16 protein-coding genes are annotated in these 23,881 nt (G+C 64.7%); 11 read left to right on the plus strand and 5 right to left on the minus strand.

What is annotated here, in order from left to right:
- Positions 1-50: 50 nt before the first annotated feature.
- Together LB518_RS13450 and LB518_RS13455 are read right to left on the minus strand one after the other, a co-directional pair.
- The gene (locus LB518_RS13450; RefSeq protein ID WP_224578025.1) at positions 51-1,583 is read right to left on the minus strand and encodes a UxaA family hydrolase; all 1,533 of its coding nucleotides are present in this window, start codon (positions 1,581-1,583) and stop codon (positions 51-53) included.
- A gap of 178 nt (positions 1,584-1,761) precedes the next feature.
- Positions 1,762-2,679, minus strand: coding sequence for a ribokinase (locus LB518_RS13455; RefSeq protein ID WP_224578026.1), 918 nt, complete (start codon positions 2,677-2,679; stop codon positions 1,762-1,764).
- 353 nt (positions 2,680-3,032) lie between these two features.
- Between LB518_RS13455 and LB518_RS13460 the strand changes: the two genes are divergently transcribed.
- From LB518_RS13460 to LB518_RS13480, 5 genes are all read left to right on the plus strand, one after another.
- Positions 3,033-4,628 carry an OpgD/OpgG family glucan biosynthesis protein gene (locus LB518_RS13460; protein WP_224578027.1) on the plus strand — a complete coding sequence of 532 codons (1,596 nt, stop codon included), beginning with the start codon at positions 3,033-3,035 and terminating at the stop codon, positions 4,626-4,628.
- Entirely contained in the window at positions 4,610-6,829 is a 2,220-nt protein-coding gene (gene mdoH, locus LB518_RS13465) for a glucans biosynthesis glucosyltransferase MdoH (protein ID WP_224578028.1), read from the plus strand. Before LB518_RS13460 ends, mdoH begins: the two co-directional genes overlap by 19 nt.
- A 77-nt stretch (positions 6,830-6,906) precedes the next feature.
- Positions 6,907-10,395, plus strand: a complete 3,489-nt coding sequence (gene pyc, locus LB518_RS13470) for a pyruvate carboxylase (RefSeq protein WP_224578029.1) — start codon at positions 6,907-6,909, stop codon at positions 10,393-10,395.
- Positions 10,396-10,510: 115 nt separating this feature from the next.
- Complete coding sequence (locus tag LB518_RS13475; RefSeq protein ID WP_224578030.1) at positions 10,511-11,260, plus strand: SDR family oxidoreductase; 750 nt, start codon at positions 10,511-10,513, stop codon at positions 11,258-11,260.
- Positions 11,261-11,388: 128 nt separating this feature from the next.
- Positions 11,389-12,843, plus strand: a complete 1,455-nt coding sequence (locus LB518_RS13480; protein WP_224578031.1) for a sensor domain-containing diguanylate cyclase — start codon at positions 11,389-11,391, stop codon at positions 12,841-12,843.
- A 4-nt stretch (positions 12,844-12,847) separates the two neighbouring features.
- On the opposite strand, the gene LB518_RS13485 is transcribed toward LB518_RS13480, so the two are convergent.
- Together LB518_RS13485 and LB518_RS13490 are read right to left on the minus strand one after the other, a co-directional pair.
- Positions 12,848-13,216, minus strand: a complete 369-nt coding sequence (locus LB518_RS13485) for a hypothetical protein (protein ID WP_224578032.1) — start codon at positions 13,214-13,216, stop codon at positions 12,848-12,850.
- A 78-nt stretch (positions 13,217-13,294) separates the two neighbouring features.
- Positions 13,295-13,963, minus strand: a complete 669-nt coding sequence (locus LB518_RS13490; RefSeq protein ID WP_224578033.1) for an exopolysaccharide biosynthesis protein — start codon at positions 13,961-13,963, stop codon at positions 13,295-13,297.
- A gap of 173 nt (positions 13,964-14,136) precedes the next feature.
- On the opposite strand from LB518_RS13490, the gene LB518_RS13495 reads away from it, so the two are divergent.
- From LB518_RS13495 to mmsB, 6 genes are all read left to right on the plus strand, one after another.
- Positions 14,137-16,524 (plus strand): DUF3772 domain-containing protein, encoded by a 2,388-nt coding sequence (locus LB518_RS13495; RefSeq protein ID WP_224578034.1) that lies wholly within the window; start codon positions 14,137-14,139, stop codon positions 16,522-16,524.
- Positions 16,525-16,597: 73 nt separating this feature from the next.
- Positions 16,598-17,209 (plus strand): CAP domain-containing protein, encoded by a 612-nt coding sequence (locus LB518_RS13500; RefSeq protein WP_224578035.1) that lies wholly within the window; start codon positions 16,598-16,600, stop codon positions 17,207-17,209.
- Between the two features lie 303 nt (positions 17,210-17,512).
- Positions 17,513-18,583, plus strand: coding sequence for a multiple monosaccharide ABC transporter substrate-binding protein (gene chvE / locus LB518_RS13505; RefSeq protein WP_224578036.1), 1,071 nt, complete (start codon positions 17,513-17,515; stop codon positions 18,581-18,583).
- Positions 18,584-18,856: 273 nt separating this feature from the next.
- Positions 18,857-19,912: a multiple monosaccharide ABC transporter substrate-binding protein gene (gene chvE, locus LB518_RS13510; protein WP_224578195.1), complete on the plus strand. Its 1,056-nt coding sequence runs from the start codon at positions 18,857-18,859 to the stop codon at positions 19,910-19,912.
- Positions 19,913-20,019: 107 nt separating this feature from the next.
- On the plus strand, positions 20,020-21,555 hold the full coding sequence (gene mmsA / locus LB518_RS13515; RefSeq protein ID WP_224578037.1) for a multiple monosaccharide ABC transporter ATP-binding protein: 1,536 nt from the start codon (positions 20,020-20,022) through the stop codon (positions 21,553-21,555).
- Positions 21,549-22,841 carry a multiple monosaccharide ABC transporter permease gene (gene mmsB, locus LB518_RS13520; protein WP_224578196.1) on the plus strand — a complete coding sequence of 431 codons (1,293 nt, stop codon included), beginning with the start codon at positions 21,549-21,551 and terminating at the stop codon, positions 22,839-22,841. The genes mmsA and mmsB overlap by 7 nt, the downstream gene beginning before the upstream one ends.
- A 43-nt stretch (positions 22,842-22,884) precedes the next feature.
- Here the strand turns inward: mmsB and LB518_RS13525 are convergent, their stop codons facing one another.
- Positions 22,885-23,868, minus strand: a complete 984-nt coding sequence (locus LB518_RS13525; protein ID WP_224578038.1) for a cupin-like domain-containing protein — start codon at positions 23,866-23,868, stop codon at positions 22,885-22,887.
- Between the last annotated feature and the right edge of the window lie 13 nt (positions 23,869-23,881).

The raw sequence follows: 23,881 nt of genomic DNA on the forward strand, positions 1-23,881 counted from the left end.
GGAGCTGGACCCGAAAAGAAAAGGCCCGGTCGAAGCCGGGCCTTTGGGTCTCACATCACGGCGCCGATCTGCCACGGCACGAATTCCGAATCGCCATAGCCGAGTTCTTCCGATTTCGAGCGCTTGCCTGAGGCGACGGCGACGATCTCCTCGAAGATCTCCTCGCCCTTCTTTTCGATCGAGGCGCCGTCGAGGATGTCGCCGCAATTGATATCCATGTCGTCGGTCATCCGCGCATAGAGATCGGAATTGGTGGCGAGCTTGATCGAGGGCGTCGGCTTGTAGCCGGCGGCCGAACCGCGGCCGGTGGTGAATACGATCATATTGGCGCCGGACGCGATCTGGCCGGTCACCGCCGCCGGATCATAGCCGGGGCTGTCCATATAGACGAAGCCGTGCGTATTGATCGGCTCGGCATATTTGTAGACGCCGCGCAGCGTCGCGGTGCCGCCCTTCGCAGCCGCTCCGAGCGACTTCTCCAGAATGGTGGTCAGCCCGCCCGCCTTGTTGCCCGGCGAGGGATTGTTGTTCATCTCGCCCTGATTGCGCTCGGTATAGTCTTCCCACCAGTGGATCAGGTCGACCAGCTTCTCGCCGACTTCGCGATTGGCGGCGCGGCGCGTCAGGAGATGCTCGGCGCCATAGATTTCCGGCGTCTCGGAGAGGATCGTCGTGCCGCCATGCTTCACCAGCATGTCGGAGGCATAGCCGAGCGCCGGGTTGGCAGTGATGCCCGAATAGCCGTCCGAGCCGCCGCATTGCAGGCCGACCATGATCTCGGAGACCGGCGTCGGCGTGCGATAGTGCTTGTTGGCCGCCGGCAGCATCTCGCGGATCATGTCGACGCCCCACTCGATCGTCTTGCGGGTGCCGCCGATGTCCTGGATCGTCATCGTGCGGAAGCCCTCGTGCTCGACGAGATTGTAGGACTTCATCAGCCGGGGGATCTGGAACACCTCACAGCCGAGACCGACCACGAGGACGCCGGCAAGGTTCGGATGCGTGGCATAGCCCCACTGCGTGCGCTCCAGCGTCTCATAGCCCTCGCCCGAGCCGCCCATGCCGCAGCCGGTGCCATGCACGAACGAGACGACGCCGTCGATATTGGGGAACGCGTCGAGGAGGTTCGAGCGGTTGAAGGCTTCCGCGATGTGGCGGGCCACCGTCGCCGAGCAGTTCACGCTGGTCAGCACGCCGATATAATTGCGCGTTCCAACCTTGCCGTTCGGGCGGTGATAGCCGTCGAACATGCGCCGCTCAGCGAGCGGCAGCATGCCGTCATCGTGCGCCCCTTCCGCGAACTGGTAGTCGCGGTCGAAGTCGTGCATGCCGCAATTATGCTCATGCACATGTTCGCCCGGCGCGATGGTCGCCTTTGCGAAGCCGATGATCTGGCCAAATTTGAGGACCGGAGCGCCCTCGGCAATCCCGGTGACCGCCATCTTGTGGCCCTTCGGGATGCGCTGGATAGCGGCGATACCCTCGACCAGAGAGCCCGGCATGATCGTGTCGATCGCGACGCGAACATTGTCGGCGGCGTTGAGACGGAGGGTGCGGGGCGGGGCAGCGGTGGTGGCGCTCATCGGGATCTCGAAATGCTGGCGGGTGAAGCCGCGTCTTCCACAACATATCGGCGTCGCGGAACGCGTCCGCAACCCAAACACCCTGCACAGGCGCAGAACTCATTCACTGGTGATCGGATCGCAGCCAAGTCATAGCGGAAACGTCGCCAGCTTGTCACGGAAAACAGCGCGGCGCGGCTCAGGCGTTGGATGAGGGCCCGCTGAGCGCAGCCTCGATCTCGGCCCGGCGCGGGAAGCTCGGCTGCGCGCCCTCCTTCGTGCAGGAGAGCGAGCCGGCGGCGGCGGCAAATTGCAGCGCCGTCTCCAGGCTCTCGCCTTGGTCAAGCAGGGCAGCGAGCACGCCGGCAAAGGTATCGCCCGCTCCGGTGGTGTCGACGGGCACGACGGCCAGCGCCGGGACGAGAATCTCCGCGCCATCCACGGAAGCGACGGCGCCGTCGCTGCCAAGCGTGGCGATGACGGTTTTGCCCAGTGCCTTCGACAGCGTCGCCACGGTCTCGGCGCCGCCGGATCCGGCCTCAAGGCCGAGATGGCGCGCGAGATCCGCCGCCTCGGTCTCGTTGACGAGGATGATATCGACCTCGGCAAGGGCCGACCGCTCGATCGGCAGGAAGGGCGCGATGGAGAGCAGCACCCGTGCACCCGCCGCGCGCGCCGCCCGCGCCGCCGCCAGGCTTTCTGCGAACGGCACTTCCATCTGCAGCAGCAGTGTGTCGCCTTCGCCCGGGGAAGCCGAGACAAGATCGGCGGCCTTGAGGCGGGCATTGGCGCCGGGAGAAAGAACAATTGTGTTCTCGGCGCCATCGTCGACGGTGATGATCGCCATGCCCGTGGTCGGCCCGCGGCGTACGAGAGCCGTGAGATCAACACCGTCCTTCTCAAGCTCGCCGAGGGCGATCGCGGCCATGTCGTCGGCGCCGACGGCGCCGATCATGCGCACGCTGGCGCCGGCGCGCCGCGCCGCCAGCGCCTGGTTGGCGCCCTTGCCGCCGGGAATCAGCTGATAGTCCGAGCCCGGTACCGTCTCGCCCGGGCGCGGCAGATGCGACGTCCGGCAGACCAGGTCGATGTTGATGGAGCCGAATACCGTGATCATGCGCGTCTTCCCCAGATGTCGTTCGCACGTTTCGTTCGCGCGAGGGTGGTCAGGCGGGCCGGCGCGGTCAAGATACAGGTCCGCATCGCCTGATCATTTCGGATAGCCCACGGCGACGAAACGTCGCGAAGCCGCCTTTGCAGTGCCGCATGGAGGATTTCGCATGCGCGAGAATGTCGCTAGGATCGCCAAGGCCCGTTGAACCGCCGTCCCCCGGCGAGGCGGCGGCCGCGCGAGCCATCGACGTGTTTCGCTAAATCGGCTACGGCTTTAGCCGTTGCGGAATTTAGTCTTGGTTCCACCACACCGCCCCGTTACTGCGCCCCATCGTCGGGATCAGACAGAAGAAAATGATGACACCATCGTATAAGCTTACGCGGCGGCGCCTGCTCGCATCGGCCGCAGCGACAGCCGCGGCGGCGGCGATTGGCACGGTCCTCCCCGGTGAGGCGCTGGCACAGGCGACCAACGTCGCCGCCTCGCTCGCCACCGACGGGCCGTTCACACGCTCGACAGTCTCGGAGATTGCGCGGCGCCTGTCGCGGGTGCCTTTCGCAGCCCCCGCCTCGCGGCTGCCGGAAGTCTTGCAGAACCTCACCTACGACCAGTATCGCGACATCCGCTTCAAGACTTCGGCGTCGATCTGGCAGGGCTCGGGCCTGCCCTTCACGCTGCAGCTCTTCCATCCCGGCTTCTATTTCAAGGAGCCGATCGAAGTCGCGATCGTCAAGGACGGCGTCGCCAAGCATCTGCCCTATTCGACCGACCTGTTCGATTTCGGGCCGCTGGTGCCGAAGGGCATTCCCAACGCCGATATCGGCTTTGCGGGCATCCGTCTGCATGGGCCGCTGAACCGGCCGGATTATTTCGACGAGGTCGTCGTTTTCCAGGGCGCAAGCTATTTCCGCTCGCTCGGCAAGGGACAGGCCTATGGCATCTCGGCACGCGGCCTTGCCGTGAAGACCGCCGAGCCGGAAGGCGAGGAGTTCCCGATCTTCCGCGCCTTCTGGGTCGAAACGCCGGTCAAGGACGGCGACACCATCGTCCTTTATGCCCTGCTCGACAGCCCGAGCGTCACCGGCGCCTATCGCTTCACCATCCGCCCGGGCGTCACAACGACCATGGATGTCGAGGCCGACCTGTTCCCGCGCGTCGACCTCGCCAAGGTCGGGCTGGCGCCTGGCACCAGCATGTTCTTCTTCGGCCCGAACGATCGGCAGGGCGTCGACGATTTCCGCCCCGAAGTGCACGATTCCGATGGCCTCCTGATGGTCAACGGGCGCGGCGAGCGGCTGTGGCGGCCGCTGTCCAATCCCGCGACGCTGCAGATCAGCGCCTTTGTCGATGCCGGGCCGCGCGGCTTCGGCCTCATTCAGCGTGACCGCAACTTCGTCACCTATGAGGATCTCGAAGCCTTCTACGAGAAGCGGCCGAGCCTCTGGGTCGAACCTGTCGGCGACTGGGGCTCGGGCGCCGTCACGCTGGTGGAGATTCCGACCAATTCGGAGATCCACGACAACATCGTGGCCTATTGGCAGCCGAAGGATCCCATGCCTGCGGGCTCCGAATATTCCTTTGCCTATCGTCTTTCATGGGGCGGCGACCCCACTTTTGTTGCCGGCGGCATGGTCGTCAACGGAACCATGGTCGGCCGGTCGACATTGGATGGCGACAGCCCGAGCCGGCGCTTCGTCGTCGACTTCGCTCCGCAGCAACTGCTCGAAGGCAAGCCAGCCGAAGAGCCGAAGGCAACGGTGACCACTTCGGCGGGCAAGATCAGCAATGTGGTGGTGATCCCCAATCCGCAGATCGGTGAAGGCCAAGGCTGGCGCGTGAACTTCGAGCTCGATCCTGACAATGCCAATCTTATCGAACTGAGGACCGTGCTGACCTTCCCGGACGGCCGCGCCTCGGAGACCTGGGTCTATCGATGGACGGCGACGGCGTGACGGCAGTCCTGGCAGAACGGGGGGCCGAGGCGGACACCGTCTCGCCCTCTCTGCCTGATGCCGAAGAGACCGCCTCGCCCCCGGCGCCCGCCGCGACCCTGCATGGCATGCCGCCGGAAGTCCCCTCGGACATGCCGATCCAGTCGCTCTGGCGGTTCCGGCGGCGCAACCGCCGCCGGTTCATCGATCCGCGCCATTCCCGTTCGTCCTTCTTCCGGCGCATCTCGGTCCTTGGCGGCGCCTTCGCGCTCGCGGCGATCGCCGTCTTCGAAATGGAGCAGGTGCTCGAAGTCGGCGGGCTGACGCCGATCGAGATCGCGGTGCTCATTCTGTTCGCGCTGAATTTCGGCTGGATCGCCATGGCGTTCATGAGCGCGATCGCCGGCTATGGTCTCGTTATTGGTCGCATCGGCCGTCCGAAGCGCACGCCGTCGGGGCCGCTCGCGGCGCGCACCGCCGTCTTGATGCCGACCTATAATGAAGACCCCTCGCGCGTCTTCGCTGGCATCGAAGCGATGGCCGAAGGGCTGCATGCGCTCGGCCAGGGGCCGGCCTTCGACTGGTTCGTGCTCGCCGACACCACCGATCCCGACGTCGCGCTCGCCGAGGAGGCGGCGGTCGTCGCGATCCGCGCACGCCTCGCCGGCAAGGCCAACATCTACTACCGCCGCCGCCGCCGCAACGTTTCGCGCAAGGCCGGGAATGTCGCCGACTTTTGCATGCGCTGGGCCGGCGCCTACGAGCAGATGCTCGTCCTCGACGCCGACAGCCTGATGGCGCCCGAGACGATCGTGGAGCTGGCGCGCCGCATGGAGGAGGACCCCGACGCCGGCCTCATCCAGACCATCCCCGCCCTCGTCAACGGGACCACGATCCTGGCGCGGCTGCAGCAATTCGCCGGCCGCGTCTACGGTCCGATCGTCGGCGCCGGCCTCTCCTTCTGGACCGGCTCGGAAGGCAATTACTGGGGCCACAACGCGATCATCCGCACCCGCGCCTTCCTCGAAGCGGCGGGACTGCCCGACCTGCCCGGCAAGCCGCCCTTCGGCGGCCATATCCTCAGCCATGATTTCGTCGAGGCAGCGCTGCTGCGCCGCGCCGGCTGGACTGTGCGGATCGCCGACGATCTCGCCGGTTCCTATGAGGAGAGCCCGCCCTCGATCGTCGATCTCGCCGTCCGCGACCGGCGCTGGTGTCAGGGCAATCTGCAGCATCTCTTCGTGCTGCCGGCGCGCGGCCTTCACTGGGTCAGCCGCATCCACCTCCTGACCGGCATCGGGTCCTATGTCGCCTCGCCGCTCTGGCTGCTGCTGATCCTGGCCGGCCTGGCGCTGTCGCTGCAGGCCCACTTCATCCGGCCCGAATATTTCACCGAGGACTTCCAGCTCTTTCCGACATGGCCGGTGATCGACGCCGAACGCGCCCTGCGGCTGTTCGCCCTCACAATGGCGATCCTGTTCGCCCCGAAGGTCATGGGCCTCGTCGCCTTCCTGCGCGACCGCGATGCGCGCCGCTCGGTCGGCGGCTTCCGCACCATCCTCTCCTTCCTGTTCGAGATCATCGTCTCGGCGTTGATCGCGCCCATCATGATGCTCGTCCATACCGGCGCGATCGTTTCCATCCTGGTCGGCCGCGATTCGGGCTGGACGCCGCAACGCCGCGACGATGGCGGCGTGCCGCTCCGGTCGTTGATCATCCGCCATCGCTGGCATGTGTTGATGGGCGTCGCGCTGCTGGCAGCGTCCTGGCTCGATTCGCTCGTGCTGGTCGCCTGGATGTCGCCGGCGATCATCGGGCTCATTCTCGCGGTGCCGCTCTCCCGCATCACGGGATCGAATCGCATCGGCCGCGTCATCAAGCGCATCGGCCTGCTGCGGACGCCCGAGGAAGCCGCGCCGCCACCGATCGCCGTGGCCGCGGCCGCGCTGCGCCCCGTCTATGAAGCAGCCGTGGGCGAACGACCGTCGATGGCGGATCTTGTCGCGGATCCGCGCTGGCGTGCGCTGCATCTCGCCCTTGTCGACCGCGTGCCGGAACGGCCGCGCGGCGTCGTCGACAGCATCGAGGCGCTGGCGGCGGCCAAGATCTCGGAGGCCGACACCGCCACCGAGGCAGTCGCCTTCATGACGGAAAAGGAGCGTGCCATGGTTCTGGCGACACCTTTCCTTCTCATCCGTCTTGCGGAGCTGCCGGCTGAATAGCGGCCGGGGGTCGCGGCACGTTACCGCGCCGCAGCGCAAATGACCGATCTTTTCGCACTCGCACAAACCGGCTAATAATGGAGCACGTCCGCCGCGCCCCGCGCGGACTGACATCGGGGGTTCTGGTGGCCATCAAGAAGATTCTCGTTGCAAACCGGTCCGAAATTGCGATCCGGGTGTTCCGTGCAGCCAACGAGCTGGGACTGAAGACGGTCGCCATCTTCGCCGAGGAGGACAAGCTCGCCCTCCACCGCTTCAAGGCGGATGAAGCCTATCAGGTCGGCAAGGGTCTCGGGCCGATCGAGGCTTATCTCAACATCGCCGACATCATCCGTATCGCCCGCGAATGCAAGGCCGACGCGATCCATCCTGGCTACGGCCTGCTCTCAGAGAGCCCGGAATTCGCCGAGGCCTGCGCCGAGGCCGGGATCACCTTCATCGGTCCCTCGCCGGATACGATGCGCATGCTCGGGAACAAGGTCGCCGCCCGCAATCTGGCCATCGCGGCGGGCGTGCCGGTCATGCCGGCCACCGACCCGCTGCCCGATGATCCGGAATTCATCAAGTCCGAGGCGAAGCGCATCGGCTATCCGCTGATGTTGAAGGCCTCTTGGGGCGGCGGCGGGCGCGGCATGCGCGTCATCCGCGACGAGGAAACCCTGCTGAAGGACGCCGTGACGGCGCGGCGCGAGGCCAAGGCCGCATTCGGCAAGGACGAGATCTATCTCGAGAAGCTCGTCGAGCGGGCGCGCCATGTCGAGGTCCAGATCCTCGGCGACCGCCACGGCAACATCGTCCATCTCTTCGAGCGCGACTGCTCCGTGCAGCGCCGCCACCAGAAGGTCGTCGAGCGCGCGCCTGCCCCATATCTTGCGGAAAGCGAGCGCAAGGAAATCACCGACTACGGCATCAAGATCGGCCACGCCTCGAATTACTACGGCGCCGGCACGGTCGAGTTCCTGATGGATGCCGACACCGGCAAGTTCTACTTCATCGAGGTCAATCCGCGCATCCAGGTCGAGCACACCGTCACCGAGCAGGTGACCGGCATCGACATTGTCAAGGCGCAGATCCACATCGCCGAGGGCGACGCGATCGGCACGCCGGCATCGGGCGTTCCTGCTCAGGCCGATATCCGCCTCAACGGTCACGCCCTGCAGTGCCGCATCACGACGGAAGATCCGGAGCAGAACTTCATCCCGGATTACGGCCGCATCACCGCCTATCGCGAGGCCTCTGGCTTCGGCATCCGCCTCGACGGCGGCACGGCCTATTCGGGCGCGGTGATCACGCGCTTCTATGATCCTCTGCTGGAGAAAATCACTGCATGGGCGCCGACGCCCGAGGAGGCGATCGCCCGCATGGACCGTGCGCTGCGCGAATTCCGCATCCGCGGCGTGGCGACGAACCTCACTTTCGTCGCCAACATCATCAACCACCCGAAATTCCGCGACAATTCCTATACGACGCGCTTCATCGACACGACGCCGGAGCTCTTCACCTCCGTCCGCCGCCGCGATCGCGCCACCAAGCTGCTGACCTATATCGCCGACGTCACCGTCAACGGCCATCCCGAGACGCGCGGCCGCACCAAGCCAAAGGCGGATGCGCTGGCCAAGGTCATCCCGCATTTTGCGGCCGAACCGGCGCCCGGCACCAAGCAGTATCTCGAGGCGCATGGTCCCGAGGCGCTGGCGAAATGGATGCGAGCCGAGACACGCACGCTCGTTACCGACACGACGATGCGCGACGCGCACCAGTCGCTGCTGGCAACCCGCATGCGCACACATGACATCGTCGGCATCGCCGACAGTTATGCGCGCGGCCTGCCCGGCCTGTTCAGCCTTGAATGCTGGGGCGGCGCGACTTTTGACGTCGCGATGCGCTTCCTGACCGAGGACCCGTGGGAACGCCTCGCGATGATCCGCGAGCGCGCCCCGAACATCCTGCTGCAGATGCTGCTGCGCGGCGCCAACGGCGTCGGCTACACCAACTATGCCGACAATGTCGTCAAGTATTTCGTCAAGCAGGCCGCGGCCGGCGGCATTGACGTTTTCCGTGTGTTCGACTGCCTAAACTGGACGGAGAACATGCGCGTCTCGATGGACGCGGTGCGCGAGGAAGGCAAGGTCCTCGAGGCGGCGATCTGCTACACCGGCGACGTCCTCGATCCCGATCGTGCCAAATACGACCTCAAATACTATGTCGGCCTCGCCAAGGAACTGGAAAAGGCCGGCGCCCATGTCATCGGCCTCAAGGACATGGCCGGCCTTCTGAAGCCTGAGGCGGCGAAGAAGCTGATTACGACGCTGCGCTCGGAGACCGAGCTGCCGATCCACCTGCACACGCATGACACGTCTGGCATAGCGGCCGCGACGGTCCTCGCCGCCGTCGAGGCCGGCGTCGATGCCGTCGACGCAGCGATGGACGCGCTGTCCGGCCTCACCTCGCAGCCCTGTCTCGGCTCGATCGTCGAGGCACTGAAGAGCACCGAGCGTGACACGGGCCTCGATCCCGGCGCGATCCGCAAGATCTCGTTCTATTGGGAGGCGGTGCGCGCGCAGTATGTCGCCTTCGAGAGCGATCTGCGGGCCGGCGCGTCGGAGGTTTACCTGCACGAGATGCCAGGCGGCCAGTTCACCAATCTTAAGGAGCAGTCGCGCTCCCTCGGCCTCGACACGCGCTGGCACGAGGTGGCGCAGGCCTATGCCGACGTCAACCAGATGTTCGGCGACATCGTCAAGGTGACACCGTCCTCGAAGGTCGTCGGCGACATGGCGCTGATGATGGTCAGCCAGAACCTGACCGTCGCCGATGTCGAGGACCCGACGCGCGACATCGCCTTCCCGGATTCGGTCGTGCAGATGATGCGCGGCGATCTCGGCCAGCCGCCGGGCGGCTGGCCGGCTGCGATCCAGAAGAAGATCCTCAAGGGCGAGACCCCGTCAACGGCGCGGCCGGGTGCGCTCATCAAGGCGGCCGATCTCGACGCCGAGCGCAAGACTGCCGCCGAGAAGACCGGCAAGAGCGAGATCGACGATTTCGCGCTCGCCTCCTACCTCATGTATCCGAAGGTCTACACCGACTTCGCCAAGGCTGAAGACACCTACGGTCCTACCAGCGCATTGCCGACAGCCGTCTATTTCTACGGTCTGCCGGTTGGCGAGGAGATCCTGGTCGAGCTCGAAAAGGGCAAGACCATGGTCATCCGCATGCAGGCGATCGGTGATTCGGACGAGGAGGGCCTGATCCGCGTCTTCTTCGAGCTCAATGGCCAGCCGCGCGTCGTCAAGGTGCCGGACCGTGCCAATGCCGGCTCGATCATCGCCAAGCGCAAGGCCGAGGAAGGTAATCCCAACCACGTCGCCGCGCCGATGCCGGGCGTCGTCTCGACGCTTGCCGCCCGCGCCGGCCAGCCGGTCAAGGCTGGCGACGTGCTGCTCTCGATCGAGGCGATGAAGATGGAGACCGCGATCCACGCCGATCGCGATGGCACGATCGCCGAGGTGCTGGTTCACGCCGGCAGCCAGATCGACGCCAAGGATCTTCTGGTCGTCTTCGGCTGAGACCAACGCGCTTTCCGATCCAGACCATGGCGCCGGGGCTTTTGTCCCGGCGCTTTGCCATGCGATAGGAAGACGAGGCGCCGAACGCGCGCATGTCACAAGGGATGGAACGCCAATGTCAGCTCACGGGAAGATCGCGCTCGTCACGGGCGGCGGCTCGGGGATCGGCAAGGCCGTGGCTCTCGTCCTGGACGGCGCCGGCTATCAGGTGGTGATCACCGGGCGCACACAGGCTTCGCTCGACGCAGTTGTCGCGGAATCGGGCGGCGGCATGGTGGCCATTCCCGCCGACATGACGGACCCGGCCTCCGTCGCTGCGCTCTTCGCCGCTATCAAGGAGCGCTTCGGCCGCCTCGACCTTCTCTTCAACAATGCCGGCACCAGCGCCCCGGCGGTCCCGCTCGAGGAGCTGAGCTACGCGCAATGGAAGGCCGTGATCGATACCAATGTCAGCGGCGTCTTCCTCTGCACGCAGGAAGCCTTCCGCATCATGAAGGACCAGAGCCCGCGCGGCGGCCGCATCATCAACAACGGCTCGATTTCGGCGACGACGCCGCGGCCGAATTCCGCGCCCTATACGGCTTCCAAGCATGCGGTTCTCGGTCTCACCAAGTCGACTTCGCTCGATGGCCGCAAATATGACATTGCCTGCGGCCAGATCGACATCGGCAATACCGCGACGCCGATGGCGGCGCAGATGTCGAAGGGCGTGCTGCAACCCGATCTGTCGGTGCAGGTCGAGCCCACTTTCGATGTCCGCCATGTCGCCGATGCCGTGCTTTACATGGCGGGACTGCCGCTCGACGCGAATGTCCTTAATTTGACCGTGATGGCAACCAAAATGCCGCTTACTGGTCGTGGCTGAGAGACCAACAATCCAATTGACTCAGCCTGAGCAGGGGTTATTTACCTCGCGTTCTCGCATCGGCCAGCAAAATGGCCGAATCGTGCGAGATGTGAGTCCCGTCCCGGCGTGAGATCGATGAGTTCTTGATGCGGATCGACGAACATCAGATTGCGCCGATGCCAGGCGATGACGATGCAATGTTCGACCTCGCTCCGATTCCGCTCTGGCTTGAAGACTACAGCGCGCTCAAGGCGCTGTTTGATCAGTGGCGGTCGGCCGGAATTTCGGATCTCGAAACCTTCCTGCGCGCCGATCCGGCCCGGGCGCTGCTCTGCTCGAGCAATATCCGGCTGATCAAGGTCAATCGCCAGACTCTGAAGCTCTATGGCGCGGCCGATGTCGGCGAACTCGAGCGCAATCTCGACCGCGTCTTCCGCGATGAGATGCTGGACAGGCTCATCGACGAGATGGTCCAGCTCTGGAAGGGCGGCCTCGAATTCTCAAGCAATACGATCAACTACACGCTGTCGGGCGAGAGGCTGGATATCCAGCTGCGCGCCGCGCTGCTGCCGGGTTCGGAGGAGAGCTGGAGCCGCGTCCTGGTCTCGACCGAGAATGTGACGCCGCTCGAATCCGCCTATCGCTGCCTGCAGCACAGCGATGCCTATGCGCGCGGTCTCTTCGACCACTCGCCGGTTTCGCTCTGGGTCGAGGACTTCAGTGCCGTCAAGCAGCTGCTCGATGAGCTGAAGCAGCGTGGCATCGTCGATTTCCGCGTCTTCACGGACGTTCATCCCGAATTCGTGCTGCGTTGCATCACCGAAATCCGCGTCATCGACGTGAACCGCCATACGCTTGAGCTGTTTTGCGCCCCGGACAAGGCGACGCTGCTGAACCGCCTCGGCGACGTGTTCCGCGATAATATGGAGCCGGCCTTCCGCGAGCAGCTCATCGATCTCTGGCAGGGGAAGCTGTTCCAGCAGCGCGAGGTGGTCAACTACACGCTCGACGGCCGCGAACTGCATGTGGTGCTGCAATTCTCGGTTCTGCCCGGCCACGAGCATGACTGGTCGCTGGTCCAGGTGGCGCTGACCGACATCACGGCCCGCAAGGCAGCCGAGGCCTATCTCGAATTCCTCGGCAAGCACGACGCGCTCACCAAGCTCTATAATCGCTCGTTCTATATCGAGGAACTCGCCCGGCTGCAGCGCAACGCCCCCTTCCCCGTGACCATCATCGTGGCCGACCTCAACGGGCTGAAGGAGACCAATGATCGCCTCGGCCATGCCGCGGGCGATGAATTGCTGCGCCGGGCCGGCGAGGTGCTCGACAAGCTGATCGAGAGGCCGGGGCACGCCGCGCGGATTGGCGGCGACGAATTCGCGATCATCCTCCCCGGCGTCGATGAGGCCGGCGCAGAAGCGATGATCGACAACGTCCATCGCTTCGTCGAACTCAACAATCAGTTCTATTCGAGCCTGCCCTTGTCGCTGTCGATGGGCGCCGCGACGGGACGCAAGGGCGAGCGGCTCGAAGAGGTCGCCAAGCGCGCCGATGCCCTGATGTATGAGGCAAAGCGCGCGTTCTACCTGATGGCATGAGGCTTCAGCCGCGCGGGCGCGGCGAAGGCTCGGGTGGTTCTGGCGGACGCGTCACTGCAGGCGGCGAGGCGGCCGCCGGCGCGGGCGCTGCCTCTGCCTTGCGGCACACGCTCCCGAACAGATAGTCCGGAAACGGCATCCCGCGAATGCCGACGAGATCGACCAGCCGCGGCAGCCAGAACACGACCGCCTTGCCGAACCGCCACGCATAGTCGCGGTCGCTTCCGAGCCGGGCGAGATCGACCGGCGGCCCGAAGGAAGGACCACCATCATCCAGCACGACGGGCGCGCTGCAAGGCGTGTTGTTCAGTTGCACGAAGAGGATGCCGACCCCGAAGAGGCAATAGAGGAAGACAAGCCGGACGAGGGACATCAGGGCGCGCTCCGCGGCCGCCAACGGGAAAAGGCACGAACCGGCCTCACTCGAAGCGAACCGGCATCGTCCTCACTATCAGAAGAGGCCGGTCGCATGCGACGCCCAGCGATAGACGATCATTCCGAGCTCCGCCCCGAAGAACACGATGGCGGTGTTCCAGACCAGCGCAATCACTGAAAGCACTGCGCCGACCAGGATGGCGATCCCGTCGCGCTCGATGAGCCCGAAGGCAAAGGCGATGACCGCCAGGGCCGGAAGCTGGTTGCCGAGCGGGATCGGCAGCAGGATCATGACCGCATGCACGAAGATCGGCAGCGCCAGCACGAACTGCGCGGTGCGACCCGAAAGGCCGTGCAGCCGCGGGCGCAGCATCCACTCGACCTTTCGAAACCACGGCGCAATCCAGGCTCCGCCCTTGACGACCGGATCGCGCGGCAGGCTGAACTTTCGGATCCAGCCCGGCAGGAGCAACTGGTCGGCACCGATCATCACCTGCAATGAGAGGATCGCGAGCGCCGCGCCGAAGACGACGCCGGTCGGCAGGCCGGGGATCGGGACGAAGGAAGGCAGCGCCAGCATCAGGATGGTCAGGCCGAGGCCTGATTTGCCCAGCGCGTCGAAGAAGGCACCGACCGAAATGCGCTCGCCTTCGAGCACCGCGCCGAGATTGGCGAGCAGCGTGGAGGCCGAGCGTTCGCGCGCGAAAGCCGCAGCCGCCGGCGATGACATGTCTTCGATCGTCAAGCCCTGCTCCAACCTTTGCCGCGGCCGTGTCGTCAGCGCCATATAGGGCGGGAGGACCGGAGCCGCCATATCGGCGCACCGTCTCGATCTCCATGGGAACCTACTTGCAATCCGCGCGTCCCTAATGTCGTCATCATTGGCCGCGAGGAGTGGTGTCGGCCGGCGAGGCGGGAGTGCGTGAATTGCTGCGAGGATCGGGCCTGGCGAAGGGGTTGCGGCGAGGCGTGCTGGCGCTGGCGCTGCTGGCAGCGGCGCTGGTGTCGCTGGACCTCGAGGCCGCCCCCGCGATCGCCCAGAGCGACGTTACGGCAGACACTGACGACGCGCAGACACGGCTCGACCGCTGGAACAGCGACCTGACGCGGATCGACATGGCGCTCGACCGTGTCAATGTATCGGACTTCGACCTCCGCGGGCTTCGCGATGAAACGCTCGCCATCGTCAATTCGGCGACCACCTATGCCGAGACGCTCGGGCCGAAGGTCGATGCGGCGATGGCGCAGGTCAAGGAGCTGTCGCCGATCGAGGGCGCCGACGCCACGGTCTCCGATGCCATCAAGGACAATCTCACCGCCGCCCAGAAGCTGCTCGGTGATCTCTCGGGCAGTCAGAAGCAGGCGCAGGCCATCGCCGCGCATGGCGCCTACACGACGACCCAGATCAATGATCGGCGGCGGCGGCTCTTCACCGGCCGCCTGCTGGAGCGCAATGCCAGCCTGATCGACCCGACCCTCTGGAGCGATGCGGCGAAGGAATTCCCGAACGTCGTCAATCGCGGCAGCGACATCATCACCGGCTGGTTCAACATCCTCCAGGACCGCAATGATCGCGCCGCCGTGGCGGTCGTCCTCGGCGTGCTCGCCGCCATGCTGGCGCTCATCGTTCCCGGTCGGCGTTTCGTCATCCGCCATCTGAGGCTCAGACCCGCGCGGCCAGACGAACGGAGCGGCCGCGAACCCAAGGTGATCGCGGCGGCGACCGTGGTGGCGCTCAACACGCTGGTGCCGGTCGGCGTGCTCATTGGCGGCCACGCCATCCTCAATGCGCTCGACCTCTCGCCAAGCCGCATCGATCAGCTCTTCTGGGGCGTCACCTCCGCCGTCGCGCTGTTCTCGCTCGGCTTTGGCGTCTCGCGCGCGCTGCTTGCGCCGGGCCGGCCGGATCTGCGGCTCGTCGAGATCGAAGAGGCCGCGGCGACGCGGATCTTCAATTTCACGGTCGTGATCGCCGCGATGCAGGGCATGGCGGTCTTCATCGAACGCTTCTCGACCATCGCCTATACCGGCCTGCCGGTGATCATCGCCGCCGACGGCCTGATCTCGACCATATCGGCCATCCTGATCATCCTCACGGTCCGCACCATCAATCATCGCGACCCGGCCGAGGAAGACGATGACGACCCCGCGACCGAGGGACCGATCTTCCGCCGTCTGGCGCTGATCGGCGCCAGCATCATGGCTGCGGTCTCAATCGTCGCCGACCTGATCGGCTATGTCTCGCTCGGCCGGTTCATCACCACGCAGATCGTGTGGATTTCGATCGTCATCGCCCTCCTGGTGCTCCTGATGATGCTGGTCGACCAGCTGACCGCGGCGTGGTTCCGCCGCGAAGGCGTTGTCGGCAGCCGCCTGATCGCCTCGGTCGGCTTCGCCCCGCGTTCGCTGACGCAGGTCGGCGTGTTGTTCAACGGGCTCATACGCGCACTGATGGTCGGCATGGCAATCCTGCTGATCATCGCGCCCTGGGGCGTCGATTCGACGTCGGTGTTCGAGAGCATCCGCCAGCTCTTCTTCGGCTTCCGCATCGGATCGATCTCGATCTCGATCTCGACGATCTTCGCCGGCATCGCGGTCTTCGTCGTCGGCGTCGTCGTGACGCGCGCGCTGCAGGGCTGGCTCGATACCCGCTTCCTGCCGACGACGCGGCTCGATTCGGGTCTCCGGAACTCGATCCGCACCAGCGTCGGCTATATCGGCATGATCACGGCGGCGACGATCGCCTTCGGCTATGCCGGACTCGATCTCTCCAATATCGCCATCGTCGCCGGCGCACTTTCGGTCGGCATCGGCCTCGGCCTGCAGGCGATCGTCAACAACTTCGTCTCCGGCCTCATCTTGCTCGCCGAACGGCCGATCCGCGCCGGCGACTGGATCGCGGTCGGCGCCGAGGAGGGCATCGTCAAGAGGATCAATGTCCGCGCCACCGAGATCGAGACCTTCGACCGCGCAACGTTGATCGTGCCGAATTCGAGCCTCATCACCGGCACGGTCAAGAACATGGTGCTGCGCGACCGCTCGGGACGGATCATCATCCCGGTGACCGTCGCGAAATCCTCGGACCCGGAAAAGGTCCGAAGCGTCCTGATCGCCGCGGCGAAGGCCCATCGGCTCGTGCTCGCCTATCCCGAGCCAAGCGTCCTGTTCAATGCGTTCTCGGCCGCCTCGCTCGACTTCGAGCTGCGCTGCTACCTGTCGGATATCAGCCAGGGCGCACAGGTCCGCTCCGATCTTCGCTTCGAATTCCTCGCCCGCTTCCCGGCCGAGGACATCGCGTTGCCGTGACGACATTGCCGCGCGGCCGCAAATCAGCCAACACTGCCGGCAGAACGGCCCCATCCGCCAAGAAGGTGTTTCGATGAACAGTTTGATCCGGCGCATGGCGCCGATCGCCACGGCCGTGTCGCTGGCGTTTGTGCTCGCCGGTTGCACCAAGACCACGGTGGAAGCGCCGCGCTCGCCGGTCTTCTACGACCGGCTCGATGCCGCAGGGGCAGCAGTCAGTCCTGAAGCCGCCGCCAGCATGATCTCCGGCTATCGCGCCGGCCACGGCCTCGGCCCGGTCGCCGTCGACCCGCTCCTCAACAAGATGGCCGCGGACCAGGCGCGCGCCATGGCCGCTGTCGATCAGGTCGGTCACGACGTCAAGGGCGGCGGCAGCTTCGCGCGGCGCCTGACGGCGTCTGGCTTCGATGCCGGCCTTGCAGTCGAGAATGTCGGCGCCGGCTACCGCACGCTGGCAGAGGCTTTTTCCGGCTGGCGGGATTCGAAGCCCCACAACGCCAATATGCTGAAGCCCGGTGTCACCCGGCTCGGCATCGGCACCGCCTATGCGCCGTCGAGCAAATACAAGGTCTACTGGTCGCTGATCCTCGCCAAGCCGTATGAGCCGCCGCCAGTGTCGAGCGTTCCCTTGCCGGCTGACGGAAGCACCGTGGTTTCGATCGGCGGCTCGGTCGTCGCTAGGTAGCCTCGCGCGCCGTCTCGCCGCAGCGAGGCATATCGTCATACCAATGGGTTGACTGCACTCTCCTTGCCTCCGCTATGCGGGAGCGGGCTGCCTTCTGCAACGTGAAGCAATTCGTCATTGACGGAACGGCCGGACCGCCGCTAGCTAGCAACTCCCGACGCGCGAGCGAACCTTTGCCGCCGATGGAGCCACAGCCTCATCAGCACGCTTGAAATACGATCGGGAGTCGAATTAAAAGAGCCGTGCGACTTGCCCGAGGAACGCCCGGGCTCCAAAGGTCGTACCATTCGGGAGAGAGATATCGTGAAGCTTTATAAAACCGCGATCGCCGCGCTTGCGCTCGGCGTTGTCGCCCTGTCGCCGTCGGCTCATGCCGAGGACAAGGGTCTCGTCGGCGTCCTCATGCCGACCAAGACCTCGCAGCGTTGGATCAATGACGGCGACGCCGTCAAGTCGCAGCTCGAGGCCAAGGGCTACACCGTCGACCTGCAATATGCGCAGGACGATATTCCGAACCAGCTCAGCCAGCTCGAGAACGAGATCACCAAGGGCCCGAAGGCCCTGATCATCGCCTCGATCGACGGCACGACGCTGTCGGACGCCCTGCAGAAGGCTGCTGACGCCGGCGTGGTCGTGGTGGCCTATGACCGCCTGATCAAGAAGACGCCGAATGTCGACTACTACACGACCTTCGACAATTTCGGCGTCGGCGTCATCCAGGCCAACTCGCTCGTCAAGGGCCTGAAGGAGCGCTTCCCCGATACGAAGCCCTGGAACGTCGAGCTCTTCGGCGGTTCGCCGGACGACAACAACGCCTTCTTCTTCTACAACGGCGCCATGTCGGTCCTGCAGCCGCTGATCGATGACGGCTCGATCAAGATCGTGTCCGGCCAGACCGGTATGGACAAGGTCGGCACGCTGCGCTGGCTCGCCGCCACCGCCCAGGCCCGCATGGACAACCTCCTGTCGGCCAACTATTCGGATGGCAAGCGCGTCGACGGCGTGCTTTCGCCCTATGACGGCCTGTCGCGCGGCATCATCGCCTCGCTCCGCGGCGTCGGCTACGGCACCGCCGACCAGCCCTGGCCGATCATCACCGGCCAGGACGCCGAGACCGCTTCGGTCAAGGCGATCATCGCTGGCGAGCAGTATTCGACCGTGTTCAAGGACACGCGCGACCTGGCCAAGTCGACCGTCGAGCTCACCGACACCGTCCTTTCGGGCGGCAAGCCGGCCAATCTCGACACGACCACCTATAACAATGACGTCAAGGTCGTTCCCTCGATCCTGCTGACGCCCCATGAGGTGGACAAGTCGAACTACCAGGCGCTCGTCGTCGACTCGGGCTACATCAAGGCCGACGAACTCAAGTAATATTCGAACGATAAGGAGAGGCTCCGCCAAGGCGGAGCCTCTTCGCTACCTGCCGTTGTTTCAGCCAAATCCCTTCGAATTCGTCTTGCCGGTGCGCCGCGCCGGTCGCTCGCCAGCGATGGCCGTTGCCGGAACCCGTTCCAGCGAGGGAACAGGCGACGCGGGCATGCGCGGGCAACGGATGAAGGTCGAATGAGCGTTGATATCGTGGAAGCGCCGCCTGCCGGCGCAAATGTCCTGTAACCCGGAGAGAGAATCTTGGGTCTGTCAAAGATGATGCTCGGCGCACTGGCGCTCAGCGTAGCTGCCCTGTCGACGGCCGCTCATGCGGAAGACAAGGGAACGATCGGCGTCCTGATGCCGAGCAAGACGATCCAGCGCTGGATCAATGACGGCGACTTCGTCAAGTCGCAGCTCGAGGCGAAGGGCTACACCGTCGACCTCCAGTATGCGCAGGATAACATTCCGAACCAGCTCAGCCAGCTCGAGAACGAGATCACCAAGGGCCCGAAGGGCCTGATCATCGCCTCGATCGACGGCACCACGATGACCGACGCGCTGCAGAAGGCTGCTGACGCCGGTGTGGTCGTCGTGGCCTATGATCGCCTGATCAAGGGCACGCCGAATGTCGATTACTACACGACGTTCGACAATTTCGGCGTCGGCGTCATCCAGGCCAACTCGCTCATCAAGGGCCTGAAGGAACGTTTCCCCGACACGAAGCCCTGGAATGTCGAGCTGTTCGGCGGTTCGCCCGACGATAACAACGCCTTCTTCTTCTACAATGGCGCCATGTCGGTCCTGCAGCCGCTGATCGACAACGGCACCATCAAGATCAAGTCTGGCCAGACCGGCATGGACAAGGTCGGCACGCTGACCTGGCTCGCCGCAACGGCCCAGGCCCGCATGGACAACCTGCTTTCCGCCAATTATTCGGACGGCTCGCGGGTCGACGGCGTTCTTGCGCCGAATGACGGCCTTGCGCGCGGCATCATCGCCTCGCTCCGCGGCGTCGGTTACGGCTCTGCCGACCAGCCCTGGCCGATCATCACCGGCCAGGACGCCGAGACCGCCTCGATCAAGGCGATCATCGCCGGCGAGCAGTATTCGACCGTGTTCAAGGACACGCGCGATCTCGCCAAGTCGACCGTCGACCTGCTGGATACCGTCCTTTCGGGCGGCAAGCCGACCGGCCTCGACACGACCACCTACAACAACGACGTCAAGGTCGTCCCGTCGATCCTGCTGACCCCGGTCGAGGTCGACAAGGCCAACTATGAGAAGCTCGTCGTCGACTCGGGCTACATCAAGCCGGCCGATCTGAAGTAATACTAGAGTGACACGGGAGAGGCCCCGCCAAGGCGGAGCCTCTCCTCATTCAGCGGGCGAAGGGCACAGCTCGTCGCATTCGCAAGCCTGAGCGGGAGCGGCCGTCCATGCCGTCATACATTCTTGAGATGCAGGACATCACCAAGACCTTTCCAGGGGTCAAGGCGCTGTCCAACGTCAATCTTAAGGTCGAGGAAGGCGAGATCCACGCCATCTGCGGCGAGAACGGCGCCGGCAAGTCGACCCTCATGAAGGTGCTCTCGGGCGTCTATCCGAGCGGCGACTATGAAGGCAAGATCATCTATCGCGGCGAGGAATGCCACTTCAAGGGCATCCACGACAGCGAGGAAAAAGGCATCGTCATCATTCACCAGGAATTGGCCCTGGTCCCGATGCTGTCGATCGCCGAGAATATCTTCCTCGGCAACGAACACGCGCATTGGGGTGTCATCAACTGGCACGCCAACGAAACGCGCACACGTCAGCTTCTCGCGAAGGTGGGCCTCAGCGAGGACCCGCAGACGCTGATCACCAATATCGGCACTGGCAAGCAGCAATTGGTGGAAATCGCCAAGGCGCTCAGCAAGGACGTCGAACTCCTGATCCTCGACGAGCCGACGGCGAGCCTGTCGGAGAAGGATAGCCAGGCGCTGCTCGATCTGCTGCTCGAGTTCAAGCGACAGGGCATCACGTCGATCATCATTTCGCACAAGCTGAACGAGATCAATCGCGTCGCCGACCACGTCACCGTCATTCGCGACGGGCGGACGATCGAGACGCTGGATCGATCGCAGATCAGCGAAGACCGGATCATCACCTCGATGGTCGGCCGCTCGCTGGAGGATCGCTATCCGCCGCGCGATCCGAAGATCGGCGAGCCGATCTTCGAAGTGAAGAACTGGTCGGTCTACCATCCGCAGCATCCCGAGCGGCAGGTGATCAAGAATATCGACATCACCGTTCGCAAGGGCGAGGTCGTCGGCATCGCCGGGTTGATGGGCGCAGGCCGCACCGAATTCGCGATGAGCCTGTTCGGCCGCAGCTATGGCCGCAAGATCACCGGCGAGGTCTTCCTGCATGGCAAGGCAATCGACGTTTCGACGGTCGGCAAGGCTGTCGATCGCGGCCTTGCCTATGTCACGGAGGACCGCAAGGTCTTCGGGCTCAACCTGATCGATACGATCAAGAACAACATCACGATCGCCAATCTGCCGGGCGTTTCAAACGTCGGCGTCATCGACGAGTTGAAGGAACTCGACGTTGCCAACGATTACCGGCAAAAGACGAATATCCGTTCGCCAAGCGTGTTCCAGAAGACCGGCAATCTCTCCGGCGGCAACCAGCAGAAGGTCGTGCTGTCGAAGTGGCTGTTCTCCAGCCCGGAAGTGCTCATCCTCGACGAGCCGACGCGCGGCATCGATGTCGGCGCCAAATATGAAATCTACACGATCATCGCGCGCCTCGCAGCCGAGGGCCGCGCGATCATCGTCATCTCGTCCGAAATGCCCGAACTCCTTGGAATCTCCGACCGGATCTACGTGATGAACGAAGGCCGCATGGTTGGAGAAATGGCCGCGAGCGACGCCAGCCAGGAGAAGATCATGCGCGCCATCGTGCGCGGAGAAGGAAAAGCTGCATCATGACCGATACCGCTCCAACACCGCAGACCGGCGTTGCGCAGGATGTGTCCGGCGGGCCGCGGGTCCCCGTCTCGTCGCTGGCGTCCAACCTGCGCGAATACGGGCTCGTGCTGGCGCTGATCGCCATCATGGTGTTCTTCCAGCTGACGACCGGCACCCTGTTCAAGCCGGTCAATCTCAGCAATCTCGTGCAGCAGAACAGCTTCATCATCGTGATGGCGCTCGGCATGCTGCTCGTCATCGTCTCGGGCCATATCGACCTTTCGGTCGGATCGGTCGCCGGTTTCATCGGCGCGCTGGCGGCGATGATGATGGTGATCTGGCCACTCGGCGGATTCCTCGGCAACCCGCTCGTCGTCTCGATCATCTGCCTCGCCATCGGCGGCGCGATCGGTGCGGCGCAGGGCTACTGGATCGCCTACCACCGGATACCGAGCTTCATCGTGACGCTGGCCGGCATGCTCGTCTTCCGCGGCATGTGCCAGGGTCTTCTCGGTGGCGGCTCGTCGGTCGGCCCGCTTCCGGACAGCTTCAAGGCGCTGAGCTCCGGCTTCCTGCCTGAACTTCTCGGCACCTGGACGCTGATTCCCCCGACGGTGAACGCGGCCGGCAAGACGATTTTCGGCAGTGGCGTCACGCTCAACATGACCACGGTCGTGCTCGGGGTCATCGCGGTCCTTGCCTATGCGATCTCTGGTGTCGGCGCCCGCCGGACGCGCGAAAAGCATGGCTACGCGGCCGAGCCCTTCGCGCTCTTCCTCGTCAAGACCGTCGTCATCTCCGCTCTGGCGCTGTTCTTCGTGTACCAGTTCGCCGTCTATCGCGGCTTCCCGATCGTCCTCGTGGTGATGGGAATCCTGGTCGCGATCTTCGTCTTCATCACGCGACACACGACCATTGGCCGCCGTGTCTATGCGATGGGCGGAAACATCAAGGCGGCACAGCTTTCCGGCATCAAGACGGAGCGGCTGACGCTGTATGTGTTCGTCAATATGGGCGTGCTCTCCGCGCTTGGCGGGCTGATCATCGCCGCCCGCCTCGGCCAGGCGGTCCCAGCTGCCGGCCTCGGCAGCGAGCTCGACGTCATCGCGGCAGTGTTCATTGGCGGCGCGTCCGCGATGGGCGGCGTCGGCCAGGTGATCAGCACGGTCGTCGGCGGCTTCATCATGGGCGTCATGAACAACGGCATGTCGATCATGGGCGTCAATGTCGACTGGCAGCAGGTCGTCAAGGGCCTGGTGCTGCTCGGCGCCGTCATCTTCGACGTCTACAACAAGAACAAGGGCTGAGGCCCCTCGCTGAGCCGCGATGGCGGCTCAGCCTCCCTCGGGATCAGGTCTTGCCGGCCTTGCCGTAGTAATAGTTCGCGGCGCGGCCAAACAGGGCCGCGCGCAGCATCCGCCGCATGGCCTCGCCGCGGCGGAGCGGCTCCAGCGGCAGCCGCGCGACGTCGTAGAGTGCCACCTTGGCGCTATCCAGCCAGCGGCTTCGGCCAGGGGCGGGCTGCGGCAGACCGAGCCGGCGCAACACAGCATTCGCGAAATAGAGTTTGTTGAGCCTGAGACCCTCTGGCGTCTTCCAGGTGATGGCCATCGAGATCGACCAGTCGGCGCCGGTCTCGACCCAGTGCGGCCAGGTGTAGGGCAGGAACATGCCGTCGCCCGCCTCGAAGGCGAACACCCGTTCGCGACTCGCGAAGCTGTCCTCAAAGCGATGGTTGCGGTGCTTGCCGGGGAAGGTCTCGAGCTCCTCCTCGTCGAGGATCGACCGGTCGCGGTTGTCGAACACATGCATCGCCTTGTCGCCATGCAGATGCATGAACAGATTGTCTTCATAGTCGAGGTGAAACGGCGTCACGGAATGGGCCGAAGACACGAAGATGAAGCCCATCGGCTCCGTCATCCCGGCGCTCTTGCGATCCCTATGCCCTGACGCACAGGCGGCCTCATCGAGAACCGCCTCGACCAGGCGTCCATATTCGGGAATCGTCTCGACATTTTTCAGGACCATCCAGGCCCCGGCCGTCTCAATCTGGCGCACGATCTCGGCCGGCTCCAGATCGACCGCGGGCGTCTCCTCCGGCTTCTGGTCGACCTTCAGGCGCCCCGAATTATATTCGAGCCGGTCGCGTGGCATCCGCGCGGCGAGCGCTGCCAGCGCATCCAGCTGCAGCAGCGGATGCGCAGCGAGAAAATGGCGGTAGGCAAAGGGTTCGGCAGGAAAGCCATGCGCCATCTTAGCCGGATCGAGCGCGATCAGGCCGGCATCGCATGCCCCCCCCAAAGCCGCGTCGCACGCGGCGGTCGCTGCCGTCATGACATGTCTTTCC

Source organism: Mesorhizobium sp. BR1-1-16 (assembly GCF_020165495.1).
Taxonomy (GTDB): domain Bacteria; phylum Pseudomonadota; class Alphaproteobacteria; order Rhizobiales; family Kaistiaceae; genus Kaistia.

Bases quoted from the DNA above. Each gene is read 5' to 3' on its own strand.
- LB518_RS13450 (WP_224578025.1), bottom strand. From the start codon at position 1,583: ATGAGCGCCACCACCGCTGCCCCGCCCCGCACCCTCCGTCTCAACGCC.
- LB518_RS13455 (WP_224578026.1), bottom strand. From the start codon at position 2,679: ATGATCACGGTATTCGGCTCCATCAACATCGACCTGGTCTGCCGGACG.
- LB518_RS13460 (WP_224578027.1), top strand. From the start codon at position 3,033: ATGACACCATCGTATAAGCTTACGCGGCGGCGCCTGCTCGCATCGGCC.
- mdoH (WP_224578028.1), top strand. From the start codon at position 4,610: ATGGACGGCGACGGCGTGACGGCAGTCCTGGCAGAACGGGGGGCCGAG.
- pyc (WP_224578029.1), top strand. From the start codon at position 6,907: ATGGAGCACGTCCGCCGCGCCCCGCGCGGACTGACATCGGGGGTTCTG.
- LB518_RS13475 (WP_224578030.1), top strand. From the start codon at position 10,511: ATGTCAGCTCACGGGAAGATCGCGCTCGTCACGGGCGGCGGCTCGGGG.
- LB518_RS13480 (WP_224578031.1), top strand. From the start codon at position 11,389: ATGCGGATCGACGAACATCAGATTGCGCCGATGCCAGGCGATGACGAT.
- LB518_RS13485 (WP_224578032.1), bottom strand. From the start codon at position 13,216: ATGTCCCTCGTCCGGCTTGTCTTCCTCTATTGCCTCTTCGGGGTCGGC.
- LB518_RS13500 (WP_224578035.1), top strand. From the start codon at position 16,598: ATGAACAGTTTGATCCGGCGCATGGCGCCGATCGCCACGGCCGTGTCG.
- chvE (WP_224578195.1), top strand. From the start codon at position 18,857: ATGATGCTCGGCGCACTGGCGCTCAGCGTAGCTGCCCTGTCGACGGCC.
- mmsA (WP_224578037.1), top strand. From the start codon at position 20,020: ATGCCGTCATACATTCTTGAGATGCAGGACATCACCAAGACCTTTCCA.
- LB518_RS13525 (WP_224578038.1), bottom strand. From the start codon at position 23,868: ATGACGGCAGCGACCGCCGCGTGCGACGCGGCTTTGGGGGGGGCATGC.